Raw genomic sequence first — 11,474 nt, 5'->3', positions numbered from 1 at the left:
GGGCGGGGGGGCGGGGGGCCCCCCCCCCCCCCCCCCCCCCCCCCCCGCCCCCCCGCCCCCCCGCCCCCCGCCCCCCCCCCGGGGCCCCCCCCGCCCCGGGGGGGGGGCGGGGCCCCCACGTCTGTGTCCCGTACGTCTGTGTCCCGTGCCTCCGTAGTCCCGTGCCTCCGTCGTCCCATGCCTCCGTCGTCCGGTGCATCTCCGCACCGGCCCATTACGCACAAAGGGTGACCGCCCGGGGCGGTCACCCTTCACACCTGCGCAAAGACCGGTGGCGACGGATCGCTCAGCGGCCGCCCTGCTCGTCGCGGCGGCGCTGCCAGCGCTGCTCGATCCGGTCCATCACCGAGCGCTTGGGTTTGCTCCCCCGCCGGGCCGCGGGGGCGCCTGGCACCGCTCCCGCCGGCTGTTCACCCGGTTTGGGCGCCTTGCGCCATCCGGTGACCGCGAGCACCGCACATCCGAGCATGACGAGGAACCCCACCACGCTGATCCAGATCTGCTGCGCGACCATTCCTGCCATGAGGAGCGCGATACCCACCAGGAAGCCCGCGACTGCCTGGTAGACCCGACGTCGGGTGTACGTACGCAGCCCGCTTCCCTCAAGCGCTGTCGCGAACTTGGGATCTTCGGCGTACAGCGCTCGCTCCATCTGCTCGAGCATTCGCTGCTCGTGCTCCGAGAGCGGCACGGAGTCCTCCTCATCGTGCAGTCGCCGGGGCGACCGGGGGTCCCCTTCAGGATAGGCAGGGAATCGCCCCCGTGAAACCCGCCCCTCTACGCCAACTTCACCATTCCGGACCGCGCCACGCCGCTCCGGCTCACTGAGCGTCATTCCCCAGCGGCCGACCCGTCATGCCGGACGGTCTACCCCGATCATACGGCGACAGACGCCCGATCGGGGGGCCTGTGGCGTACTCCATCCGCCACTGCGTCGCTGATCAGCGGCGGATGACCGCGGGGGTCAGGCCCCGTCCGTCTCCCGCTTCACACCCAGCACGTGCAACTGGGTCGCCACGGCGTGGAAGGCGGGCAGCTCGGCGGCGGCGGCCTCCAGCTGGAGAAGCTCCTGGAAGGCGCCCGGCTCGGTGTCGACGAGGACGCCCGGGACGAGGTCGGCGAAGACCCGCACGCCGTGCACCGCGCCGACGTCCACCCCGGCCTGCCCGACGAGTTCGGCGAGCTGCTCGGCGGTGAAGCGCCGGGGCACCGGGTCGCCCTCGCCCCAGCGACCCGCCGGGTCGTCGAGCGCCTGTCGAGCCTCCTTGAAGTGGCCGGCGAGGGCGCGCGCGAGGACGGCTCCGCCGAGGCCGGCGGCGAGCAGGCTGAGCACCCCGCCGGGGCGCAGCGCGCCCACCGCGTTGCGCACGCCCTCCGCGGGTTCCTCGACGTACTCCAGGACCCCGTGGCACAGCACGGCGTCGTAGGCCTCCCGCTCGACGACGTCGAAGAGGCCCGAGACGTCGCCCTGGACACCGCGCACCCGGTCGGCCACGCCGGCCTCCGCGGCCCGGCGCTCCAGCGCGAACAGCGCGTTCGGGCTGGGGTCGACGACGGTGACGCGGTGGCCCAGACGGGCGGCGGGCACCGCGAAGTTGCCGCTGCCGCCCCCGGTGTCGAGGACGTCGAGCGTCTCGCTGCCCACCGCTGCGGCGCGGCGGTCGAGGGCGCCCTTCAGGACCTCCTGGACCACGGCGGTGCGCAGCGAGGCGCGGGAGCGCGAGGGGTCGGTGTGCGGCGACGTCGTGCGAGGGTGGGCGACGGGGGGACGCATCGGGTCCGGCACGGCAGCTGACTCCTCGGCGTGAACAGGTTCGGGCGCCTCCACCCTAATGGGCGCCGACGGGCGGCCACGCCATCCGTGTGTGTCGCCACAACCGCTGGTCACCCCGCGTCGGGCACCTCCCGCTCCGGCATCCGGGCGTCGTCCTCGCGGCGCGGCTGCGGAAGCGCGGGCTGCAGGACGAGCATCCGCTCGACGAGGCGCAGGAACATCGCCACGTCGCGCAGCAGGTCGTCGGCGTCGCGGGCACTGGCGGCGCCGCGTATGCCCGCCTCCGCGCGGGCCCGGCGGGCGGCCCCGGCCTCGAACAGGGCGCTCCACTCCGCCAGTTCGGGCGCGATCTCGGGGAGCACCTCCCAGGCGCTGCGGATCTTGGCGCGGCGCTTGGGCGTGGTCTCGGGCCTGCCGCGGGCGGCGAGCACGGCCGCGGCGGTGCGCAGCGCGGCGAGGTGGGCGGTGGCGTACCGCTCGTTCGGCTGCTCCAGCAGGGTCGCTTCGTCGAGTCCGGCGCGGGCCTGGGCGAGCAGGTCGAGTGCGGCGGGCGGGGCGCCTGCCCGGCGCAGCACGGGGTGGACGTCGGTGGCGGGTCCGGTCAGTGAGGGGGCAGGGCCGGTGGCGGCGCGGCGGCGTGCGGCTGCTGCGGGGTACCTGGCCATGACGAACCTCCTGTCGTCTGTGTGACGGCGCAGTGGCCGTATGTGCCCATCGTGCGGGACGCCACTGACAATCCGCCCTGACCTGCTGTATTGCCCCGATCGACAGTTCGGGATACTTTTCTGCACTGACCAGTCAGTACAAAAATGGCGAGCAGCAGGGGGCCATGGCATGGACGGTCCGCAGGGCGGGGCCGCGCTCACCGGCGCGGGGCTCGGGGTGCGGGGCCCGCGCGGCTGGGCGTTCCGCGGGGTCGGCGTCGACGCGGCCGCGGGGGCGCTGGTCGCCGTCGAGGGGCCGTCCGGGAGCGGCCGTACGTGTCTCCTGCTGGCCCTGACCGGGCGGATGCGCCTCGCCGCGGGGACGGCCACCGTCGGCGGTCTCGACCTGCCGCGGCGGATGGCGGCCGTGCGGCGGATCAGCGCGCTCGCGCACGTGCCGGGCGTGACCGATCTCGATCCGGCCCTCACCGTGGCGGAGCACCTGCGGGAACGGGCCCTGCTGCAAGGGCGGTTCGACGGTGGGCTGCGCGCACTGCTGCGTCCGCGCCCCGAGCGCGCGGCGACGGCGAGGTCCCGGATCGACGGCGCCCTGGCCGCCGCCGGCCTGGACCCGGACTCCCTGCCCAAGGGGCCGCGCACGGCCGTCCGGGACCTGGAGCGCGTCGAGGCGCTGCGGCTCTCCCTGGCGCTCGCGCTCGTCGGCCGGCCGCGGCTGCTCGGTGTCGACGACACCGACCTGAAGCTCGCGGAGGCCGAGCGGGCCGAGGTCTGGGGCCAGTTGCGCTCCCTCGCGCAGGCGGGGACCACGGTCGTCGCCGTGTGCAGCGAGGCGCCCTCCGACGTGGACGCCGTCGTGACCACCGCCGCCCCGCGCGCCGCCGTCCCGGCCGACAGTGCCCCGGCCGACGGCGCACCGACCGGCAGCGACCTGACCGACACCGACGAGGAGACTGCCGATGCGCTCGCCGAAGCTCGCCGCGCTTGAACTGAGGCGCTTCGGCCGGGGAAAGCTGCCCCGCGCCGCGCTCGCCGCCCTGCTGTTGCTGCCGCTGCTCTACGGCGCCCTGTACCTGTGGTCCTTCTGGGATCCCTACGGGCGCCTCGACAAGATCCCGGTGGCGCTCGTCAACGAGGACACGGGCGCGTCCGCCGCCGGGAAGAAGATCACCGCGGGCGACGACATCACCGCGGGGCTGTACGACAGCGACACCTTCCAGTGGCACGAGGTCGACGCGGCGCAGGCGCGCCGTGGCGTCGAGGACGGCACGTACTACCTGTCGCTGACGATGCCCGCGGACTTCAGCAAGCGCGTCGCCTCCAGTTCCGGTGCCGCGCCCGAGACCGGCGCCCTGCGCGTGCGTACGAACGACGCGAACAACTACATCGTCGGGCAGATCTCCCGGACGGTCTTCTCCGAGGTGCGGGCCGCCGCGTCCACGGACGCCTCGCGCTCCTTCCTGGACAAGATCTTCATCTCGTTCTCGGACATCCATGACGCGACCCAGAAGGCGGCGAAGGGCGCGGACGACCTGAAGGGCGGGATCGGCAAGGCCAAGCAGGGCTCGAAGGACCTGGCCGACGGTCTGAAGGACGCCAAGAAGGGCAGCGGCGACCTGGCGAGCGGCCTGAAGAAGCTCGACAAGGGTGCGGGCGACCTGGAGACCGGCTCCCGGCAGGTCTCCGCCGGCACCCAGACCCTCGCGGACAAGGTCAACGGGGCGGCCGCCCAGGTACGGCCCTTCCTGAAGGGCAACAAGAAGCAGATCGGCGACACCGCCCGGCTCGTCGCCGACTCCGCGCAGGGCGTCCGCGACAACCTCGACGCTTTGGTGAGACTCGCGCCCGCCGCCCGCACGGGCGCCCACGCAGGCGCCGACATCCTCGACACGGTCTACGAACGGCGCTGCGCGAAGCCACTGGCCGGCGACCCGGCCTGCCCGGACCTGAAGAAGGCGAGGACCGCCGCCAGGGACGTCGCCACCGTTTCGGACGACCTGTACACCCTGATCCGGGACGAGCACGGCGACCTGGACCTCATGGACAGCCACCTGGCGACCCTCCAGAAGCAGGCGGCGGCCCTCGCCGAGCGCGCTCCGACGCTCGACAAGGACGTCGAGAACGCCGTCGCGCAGATCAACCGGCTCAACAAGGGTGCGGGCCAGGTCGCCACCGGAGCCGCGAAGCTGCACACCGGCCTCGGCACGGCGAAGACCGGCTCCACCGAGCTCGACGCCGGGGTGGGCAAGCTGAGGACCGGCGCGGACGACCTCCGCGGCGGCATGGTCAAGCTGGCCGACGGCTCGGGCGAGCTGGCCGGCGGGCTGCACGACGGCGTGCAGAAGATCCCCGACTACGACAAGAAGGACCGCGATCAGCGCACGGAGGTGATGGCCGACCCGGTGCGGCTCGCCTCGCAGTCGCTGCACCAAGCACCCAACTACGGGACGGGATTCGCCCCGTACTTCATCCCGCTCTCCCTGTGGGTGGGGGCGATGGTCGCCTACATGCTGATCCAGCCGCTGAACCGGCGCGCCCTGGCCGTCGGCGCCTCCTCCTGGCGCGTGGCCTTCGCGGGCTGGCTGCCGGTCGCCGCGCTCGGCCTCCTCCAGGTGGCCGCCCTGATGTCCGTCCTGCACTGGGGTCTGGGGCTGCGGATGCTGCACGCCGCCGGGACCGTCGGCTTCCTGTGCCTGGTCACGGCGTGCTTCGCCGCCCTCGTGCAGTGGCTGAACGCCCGCTTCGGAGCGGCCGGCCGCATCCTCGTCCTCGCCCTCCTGATGCTCCAGCTCACCTCGGCGGGCGGCACCTACCCCGTCCAGACGAGTCCGGGCTTCTTCAACGCGATCCACCCGTACCTGCCCATGAGCTACGTCGTCGAGGCCCTGCGGCGGCTGATCACCGGCGGCGGGCTCGGTCCCGTCTGGCAGGCCTGCGCGGTGCTCGCCGCCTTCACCGCCGGCGCCCTCGCGCTCACCGCCCTGACGGCACGGCGCCGGCAGGTGTGGACGCTGGACCGGCTGCACCCGGAGCTGAGCCTGTGAGCGCCCCTCCAGGGCGGCCTGTGAGAATCGGGGGCATGGAAAGCAGCACACGGCGCCAGGCCACCCGGCAGAAGCTCTACGAGGCCGCTGTCACGCTCATCGCCGAGCAGGGATTCTCCGCCACGACGGTCGACGAGATCGCCGAGCGCGCCGGCGTCGCCAAGGGCACGGTCTACTACAACTTCGCCAGTAAGTCGGTGCTCTTCGAGGAGCTGCTGCGCCACGGCGTCGGGCTCCTCACCGCCTCCTTGCGCGAGGCGGCCCAGAAGGCGGACGAGTCCGGCGGCAGCAAGGTCGACGCCCTGGACGCGATGATCCGCGCGGGCCTGGTCTTCATCGACGAGTATCCGGCCTTCACGCAGCTCTACGTGGCCGAGCTGTGGCGCACCAACCGTGCCTGGCAGTCCACCCTCGCCGTGGTCCGCCAGGAGGCGGTGGCGGTCGTCGAGGGCGTGCTGCGCGGCGCCGTGGAGAACGGCGAGCTGAGCGACGAGATCGACATCCCGCTGACGGCGGCCGCGCTGGTGGGCATGGTGCTGGTCGCCGCGCTCGACTGGCAGGCCTTCCAGCCGGAGCGCTCGCTGGACGACGTGCACGCCGCGCTGTCGCTGCTGCTCCAGGGCCGGGTGGGCGGCGGACAGCCGCTGACCGGCCGGGCCTGACCGCCGGGCCTGACCGTCAGGACCCGACCCACCGCGCCCGGCCCCCACGGACGGAGCGCCGGTCCGGCGAGGCCTGTGGTCGATCTCAGGCCTCACCGGACCGGCGCGTCCCCCGTCACCCCGTGCGGACCCCCGTCGGGTCTCCCCCGGGTCCCCCGTGCCTCACTCCCACCCGGTGCGGGCGAGAGGAGCGGCCAAGGGCGCCGCGCCCGTTCCGCCGCCCCGTGTCGGCGGTACCGGAACCGCGCCCCTCTCCGTGCCGACCACTCTCCCGTCCCCGCAGGTCGCGGCCCATCCGTGCACCTACTCATCTCCCTGTCTGAGTACGCGTACTCAGTCCCGCGCACGCGGCCTCGGGCGCCCGGCGCGCGCCCCTGGTTACGATCGGACCCGTGTCCGTACTCCCTCTGGTCTTCACCAGTGGCTGGGCCAGCGGCATCAACGCGTACGCGGTGGTCCTGCTGCTCGGCGTCTTCGGCGCGACCGGGCTGACCGACGAGGTCCCCGAGTCGTTGCAGCGCCCGGACGTCCTGATCGCGGCCGGGGTGCTCTTCCTGTGCGAGGCGGTCGCCGACAAGATCCCCTACGTGGACTCGGCCTGGGACGCCGTGCACACCGTGATCCGGCCCGTGTCGGGCGCCGTCGTCGGAGCGCTGCTCGCCGGGCAGAGCGGGTCGCTGTCCGACCTGGCGGCGGGCGCGGTCGGCGGCTCCACGGCGCTGGCCAGCCACGCGGTGAAGGCCGGTACCCGGATGGCGGTCAACACCTCGCCCGAGCCCGCGTCGAACTTCGTCCTGAGCACCGCCGAGGACCTCGGGGTGGCCGGGGTCGTGACGTTCGCGATGTTCCACCCGGAGGCGGCCGCGATCATCGCGGCGGTGCTGCTGGTCCTCGGGCTGCTGATGCTCTTCCTGCTCGTCCGGCGCATCCGGCGGTTCCTGCGCGGGCGGGCGCAGCGGCGCGAGGAGAAGCGGCTCGCCCGGCAGGCCGGGCCGCCACCCTGACCTGCGGGCCGCGGTGTCGGTGGCGGCCGATACAGTCCCTGCCATGGCACGAATTGCGGTGATCGGCGCGGGGATGGGCGCCATGGCGGCCGCCGCCCGGCTGGCCGTGGCGGGCCACCGGCCGGTGGTCTTCGAGCGGGCGGCGACGTACGGCGGGGCGGTCGGCCGGATCGAGCGCGACGGCTTCGCGTTCGACACCGGCCCCGGGCTGCTGCCGCTGCCCGCGGTCTACCGCGACCTGTTCGTCAAGACGGGCAAGGAGCCCCTGGAGGACGTCGTCGGTCTGACGCAGGTCGAGCCCGCGGTGCGGCACGTCTTCGCGGACGGCACGCGGACGGACCTGCCGAACGCGCGGCGGGCCGGGGTCGCCGAGGCCCTGGACGCGGCCGTCGGCGCGGGCGCGGGCGCGCGCTGGTCGGCGTTCATGGACCGGGCGCGGGAGGCCTGGGACCGCTCCCGGCGCCCGCTGCTCGAAGAGCCGCTCTGGCCGAACTGGCGGGTGCTCGCCGACCGGGAGCCGTACCCGGCCGTGGCCCGGCGGCGGCTGCTGCGCAAGGACCGCGCGGCGCGGACCCTCGCCGAGATCGGCGCGTTCGAGCTGGACGGGGAGCCCCGCCTGGTGGCGCTGCTGGAGCAGTACGCGCTGGCATACGGCCTGGACCCGCGCACGGCACCGGCGAGCGCGGCCGTCCTGCCGTACATGGAGCAGACGTTCGGGACGTGGGCGGTGACCGGCGGGATGCGGGCGCTGGCGGACGCGGTGTACGCGCGCTGTGTGCGGCGCAAGGTCGAGTTCCGGTTCGGTACGGCCGTCACCGGCATCGTGGTGAAGGACGGCCGCGCGGCCGGTGTCGCGCTCGCCGGACAGGCGGCGGAGGACGCCGACTTCGTGGTGGCGGGCGTCGCGCCGGGCGTGCTGGCCGGGCTGCTGCCGGGGCGGGCGGCGCACGGCGAGGTGCCGGCCCGGTCCGAGGCGGCCCTGCCCAGCAGGCTGACGGTCCATCTGGCGCTGCGCGGTCCCCGGCCCGAGGGCACACCGCACCGGACGGTGGTGCACGGCACCGCGCGGGACGCCGAGCTTGCCTGGGTCTTCGACGGCGGCCCCCGGCCCGGGCGGCCGACGGTCACGGTGCTGCGGTCCGGGGAGGCCGGCCAGGTCCCGGACGACGGCCACGAAGCGGTCACCGTCACGGTGACGGTGCCGTCCCACGCGCGCGGGGAGGCGGCGGACGTGGACGCGGTCCTCGCGCAGGCCGGGCAGGCCGTGCCCGGCCTGCGGGAGCGGCTGCTGTGGCACGAGGTCCGGGCGCCACGGGACATCGCCGAGGCCACCGGGGCGGAAGGCGGCGCGGTGCCCGCACCCGCGCTGGCCGCGGCCGGGGGGCGGCTGCTGCACCCGGCGAACCGGACGGAGCTGCCGGGCCTCTTCGCGGTGGGCGGCTGGTCGCACCCGGGCGGCGGGCTGCCGCACGCGGGGATGTCCGGGGCGCTGGTGGCGGGCCTGATCGTGGAGGGCCCGGAGTTCCGCGGCTCCCAGTGAGCCGCGCAGACGGGGGCTGCGGACCGGGGCCCCCCGGCCCCCGGACGGGCTCTAGTACCGGTACTGCTGCTGGTTGTCGTAGCCGGTGTCGTACCCGGCGTTCGGGTCGTGCTGCGGGTAGGCCGGATAGGGCTGCTCGGGGGGCAGTTCGCCGCCGTAGCCCTGCTGCTGCCCCTCGCCGTTGCGCTGCTGCGGCACCCAGACGCCGCCGGGGGGCGTGTCCGTGCCGTACGCCGCGTCCGTCGCGTACGGGTCGCCGTACTGCTGCTGGCCGCCGGTGGCGTACGGGTCGCCGTACTGGGGCTGCGCCGGATAGTTCTGGTTGCCGATGTACGGGTCGGAGTACGGGGCGGCGTACTGCTGCTGCCCCGTGTCGTAGCCGTAGCCCTGCTGGTCGTAGCCGTAGGCCGTGGTGTCGTAGCCGTAGCCCTGGCCGCCCTGCGCGGTCGCCGCGTACGCCGCGTCGCTGTAGACGCCGTACTGGCCGGTGTCGTCGGGCATCGGCTCCGTGGTGGCGTACACCGCCGTGGACTCCGCGGGCGTCTCGGGCTCCGGCTGCTGCTGCGCGTACTCCTGCTGCGGGCCCTGCTCGTACTCCAGGTCCGAGACCTCGAGCGTGGGGTCCTGACGGACCGGCTCCCTCTTGCGCCGCTTGCTGCCGCCCTCGGACGCCCCCGGAGCGTTCTTCAGGGCCCAGCCCGCCGCGAAACCGCTGCGGAACGACAGCGTGACGTACGTCTGCCCGACCGCGAAGGCGACGGCGCCGATCCCGATGACGTACACCGACGGCATCAGGACGCCCAGGACCACCCCGAGGAAGCCCACGAAGGCGAGCAGCCGCCAGCGCAGCCGCGCCTTGTACTGCAGCAGCACCTCACCGAGGAGCCAGAGCGCCACCAGCCCGAACGCGATGTAGAGGACCGCCCAGCCCATGTACGCCCCTCTCGTACGGCCGTGACCCCGTGCGGGTACGGCCCATCAGGCCCGCTGTTCGTGCAGGCCCAGATTCTCGTAGATCTCCAGCGTCGCAGTGGAGTTGTTGAGCGTAATGAAGTGCAGACCCGGGACACCCTCGTCAAGCAGCTTCGCGCAGAACTCCGTGGCGAACTCGATGCCAATGGAGCGTACAGCGGCCGGATCGTCTTTGGCTGTGAGGATCCGCTCTTTCAGCGCGGGAGGGAAGTCCGCGTTGCTGAGCATCGGCAGCCGCTCCAGCATCCGCACGCTCGTCACCGGCATGCATTCGGGGATGATCGGCGTCTCGCAGCCGGCCGCGGCGACCCGGTCGCGCAGCCGCAGGTACTCCTCCGGGTAGAAGAACATCTGCGTGATCGCGTAGTCGGCGCCCGCCCGGCACTTGTCGACGAAGTGCCGCACGTCGGTGTCCCACTCGCTGGAGCGCGGGTGCATCGCGGGGAACGCGGCGACGCCGACGCAGAAGTCGCCCGACTCCTTGATCAGCGCGACGAGTTCGGCCGCGTAGGTCAGCCCCTCCGGGTGCGAGATCCAGTCGGCCATCGGGTCGCCGGGCGGGTCGCCGCGGACCGCGAGCATGTTCCGGATCCCGGCGTCGGCGTACTGGCCGATGATGTTGCGCAGCTCGGCGACCGAGTGCTCGACGGCGGTGATGTGGGCGACCGGCGTCAGCGTCGTGTCGGCGACGATCTGCTCGGTCTCCTTGACCGTGCCCGCGCGCGTGGAGCCGCCGGCGCCGTACGTCACGGAGACGAAGTCCGGTGAGACGGCCTCGACCCTGCGCAGGGCGTTCCACAGGTTGCGCTCGCCCTTCGGGGTTTTCGGCGCGGAGAACTCGAACGAGTACGTCGTCTTCCCCGCCGCGAGCATGTCGCGCACGGTGCGGGCTCGATCGGTCCTGGTGGAAGCGGTGCCAAAGGCCATACGGGCAGGTTACTGACGGAATCCGGTTGCCCCTAATCCCCGTCCACCTTGCGGACAGCCCCCCGCGGGGGACCGTCCCCGCGCAGGTCAGAGCGCGCGCAGCCGCTTGGCGAACTCGGCTGCCGCGGCGGCCGGGTCGTCCGCCTCGGTGAGGGCGCGCACGACGACGACGCGGCGGGCGCCTGCCTCCAGGACCTCGTCCAGGTTCTCCAGGTCGATGCCGCCGATGGCGAACCAGGGGCGGTCGGTGCCCAGGCCCGCGGTGTGGCGCACCAGGTCGAGGCCGGGGGCGTGCCGGCCGGGCTTGGTCGGGGTCGGCCAGCAGGGGCCGGTGCAGAAGTAGTCCACGCCCTCCTGGGCGGCGGCCGCGTCGGCCTCCGCGCCGGCGTGCGTGGAGCGGCCGATGAGCACGTCCTCGCCGAGCAGGGCGCGGGCCGCGGGGACGGGCAGGTCGCCCTGGCCGAGGTGGAGCACGTCCGCGCCACTGGCGTGCGCGACGTCCGCCCGGTCGTTCACCGCGAAGAGCTTGCCGTGACGGCGGGCCGCGTCGGCGAGGACCGCGAGGTGCTCCAGCTCCTCACCGGCCTCCATGCCCTTGTCCCGCAGCTGCACGACGTCCACGCCGCCGGAGAGCACGGCGTCGAGGAACTCCGGCAGGTCGCCCTGGCGCTTGCGGGCGTCGGTGCAGAGATAGAGCCGGGCATCGGCGAGCCGGGCGCGCTTCGAAACGGCCATGGGACATCCCCCCAGGGTGTCGAGGGCGTGGGGCCCCCCCGGCCCCCGGGGGCGCCCCCCCCCCGGGGGGGGGGCCCCCCCGCCCCCCCCGGCCCCCCCCCCCCCGCGACCGCCCCCCCACTGACGCAAGGGCGGCCCGGGGGGGGCCCCCCCC

General features: G+C 74.2%; 11 protein-coding genes. 5 read left to right on the top strand and 6 right to left on the bottom strand.

The annotated features are described in order from the left end of the window. Positions 1–286: 286 nt before the first annotated feature. The 3 genes from ACIBW6_RS24420 to ACIBW6_RS24410 all read right to left on the bottom strand — a co-directional run bounded on the left by ACIBW6_RS24420 (position 287) and on the right by ACIBW6_RS24410 (position 2,439). Entirely contained in the window at positions 287–691 is a 405-nt protein-coding gene (locus ACIBW6_RS24420; protein ID WP_399062986.1) for a DUF3040 domain-containing protein, read from the bottom strand. A 273-nt stretch (positions 692–964) separates the two neighbouring features. Next, the gene (locus ACIBW6_RS24415) at positions 965–1,774 is read right to left on the bottom strand and encodes a class I SAM-dependent methyltransferase (protein ID WP_399063119.1); all 810 of its coding nucleotides are present in this window, start codon (positions 1,772–1,774) and stop codon (positions 965–967) included. A gap of 110 nt (positions 1,775–1,884) precedes the next feature. Continuing rightward, a complete protein-coding gene (locus tag ACIBW6_RS24410) occupies positions 1,885–2,439 on the bottom strand; it encodes an SAV_6107 family HEPN domain-containing protein (protein WP_399062983.1) in 555 nt (184 codons plus the stop codon). A 169-nt stretch (positions 2,440–2,608) separates the two neighbouring features. On the opposite strand from ACIBW6_RS24410, the gene ACIBW6_RS24405 reads away from it, so the two are divergent. From ACIBW6_RS24405 to ACIBW6_RS24385, 5 genes are all read left to right on the top strand, one after another. Then, positions 2,609–3,424 (top strand): ATP-binding cassette domain-containing protein, encoded by an 816-nt coding sequence (locus ACIBW6_RS24405; RefSeq protein WP_399062981.1) that lies wholly within the window; start codon positions 2,609–2,611, stop codon positions 3,422–3,424. Continuing rightward, positions 3,396–5,480 carry a YhgE/Pip family protein gene (locus tag ACIBW6_RS24400; RefSeq protein ID WP_399062978.1) on the top strand — a complete coding sequence of 695 codons (2,085 nt, stop codon included), beginning with the start codon at positions 3,396–3,398 and terminating at the stop codon, positions 5,478–5,480. The genes ACIBW6_RS24405 and ACIBW6_RS24400 overlap by 29 nt, the downstream gene beginning before the upstream one ends. Before the next feature lie 35 nt (positions 5,481–5,515). Then, positions 5,516–6,142: a TetR/AcrR family transcriptional regulator gene (locus ACIBW6_RS24395; RefSeq protein ID WP_399062976.1), complete on the top strand. Its 627-nt coding sequence runs from the start codon at positions 5,516–5,518 to the stop codon at positions 6,140–6,142. Positions 6,143–6,534: 392 nt separating this feature from the next. After that, positions 6,535–7,146, top strand: a complete 612-nt coding sequence (locus tag ACIBW6_RS24390) for a DUF4126 domain-containing protein (RefSeq protein WP_399062974.1) — start codon at positions 6,535–6,537, stop codon at positions 7,144–7,146. Positions 7,147–7,189: 43 nt separating this feature from the next. Next, positions 7,190–8,686, top strand: coding sequence for a phytoene desaturase family protein (locus ACIBW6_RS24385; RefSeq protein WP_399062972.1), 1,497 nt, complete (start codon positions 7,190–7,192; stop codon positions 8,684–8,686). 51 nt (positions 8,687–8,737) lie between these two features. On the opposite strand, the gene ACIBW6_RS24380 is transcribed toward ACIBW6_RS24385, so the two are convergent. The 3 genes from ACIBW6_RS24380 to thiE all read right to left on the bottom strand — a co-directional run bounded on the left by ACIBW6_RS24380 (position 8,738) and on the right by thiE (position 11,320). After that, complete coding sequence (locus ACIBW6_RS24380) at positions 8,738–9,619, bottom strand: hypothetical protein (protein WP_399062970.1); 882 nt, start codon at positions 9,617–9,619, stop codon at positions 8,738–8,740. A gap of 45 nt (positions 9,620–9,664) precedes the next feature. Continuing rightward, on the bottom strand, positions 9,665–10,585 hold the full coding sequence (gene metF, locus ACIBW6_RS24375) for a methylenetetrahydrofolate reductase [NAD(P)H] (protein ID WP_399062968.1): 921 nt from the start codon (positions 10,583–10,585) through the stop codon (positions 9,665–9,667). An 87-nt stretch (positions 10,586–10,672) separates the two neighbouring features. Then, positions 10,673–11,320 carry a thiamine phosphate synthase gene (gene thiE, locus ACIBW6_RS24370; RefSeq protein ID WP_399062966.1) on the bottom strand — a complete coding sequence of 216 codons (648 nt, stop codon included), beginning with the start codon at positions 11,318–11,320 and terminating at the stop codon, positions 10,673–10,675. Positions 11,321–11,474: the final 154 nt, after the last annotated feature.

The organism is Streptomyces sp. NPDC049813, from assembly GCF_044465085.1.
Lineage (GTDB): Bacteria > Actinomycetota > Actinomycetes > Streptomycetales > Streptomycetaceae > Streptomyces.
This window is presented reverse-complemented; position numbering and strand designations above follow the sequence as displayed.

Excerpts from the sequence above, each read along its gene's own strand:
- ACIBW6_RS24415 (WP_399063119.1), bottom strand. The coding sequence starts at position 1,774 with ATGCGTCCCCCCGTCGCCCACCCTCGCACGACGTCGCCGCACACCGAC.
- ACIBW6_RS24385 (WP_399062972.1), top strand. The coding sequence starts at position 7,190 with ATGGCACGAATTGCGGTGATCGGCGCGGGGATGGGCGCCATGGCGGCC.
- ACIBW6_RS24400 (WP_399062978.1), top strand. The coding sequence starts at position 3,396 with ATGCGCTCGCCGAAGCTCGCCGCGCTTGAACTGAGGCGCTTCGGCCGG.
- ACIBW6_RS24380 (WP_399062970.1), bottom strand. The coding sequence starts at position 9,619 with ATGGGCTGGGCGGTCCTCTACATCGCGTTCGGGCTGGTGGCGCTCTGG.
- metF (WP_399062968.1), bottom strand. The coding sequence starts at position 10,585 with ATGGCCTTTGGCACCGCTTCCACCAGGACCGATCGAGCCCGCACCGTG.
- ACIBW6_RS24410 (WP_399062983.1), bottom strand. The coding sequence starts at position 2,439 with ATGGCCAGGTACCCCGCAGCAGCCGCACGCCGCCGCGCCGCCACCGGC.
- ACIBW6_RS24395 (WP_399062976.1), top strand. The coding sequence starts at position 5,516 with ATGGAAAGCAGCACACGGCGCCAGGCCACCCGGCAGAAGCTCTACGAG.
- ACIBW6_RS24405 (WP_399062981.1), top strand. The coding sequence starts at position 2,609 with ATGGACGGTCCGCAGGGCGGGGCCGCGCTCACCGGCGCGGGGCTCGGG.
- thiE (WP_399062966.1), bottom strand. The coding sequence starts at position 11,320 with ATGGCCGTTTCGAAGCGCGCCCGGCTCGCCGATGCCCGGCTCTATCTC.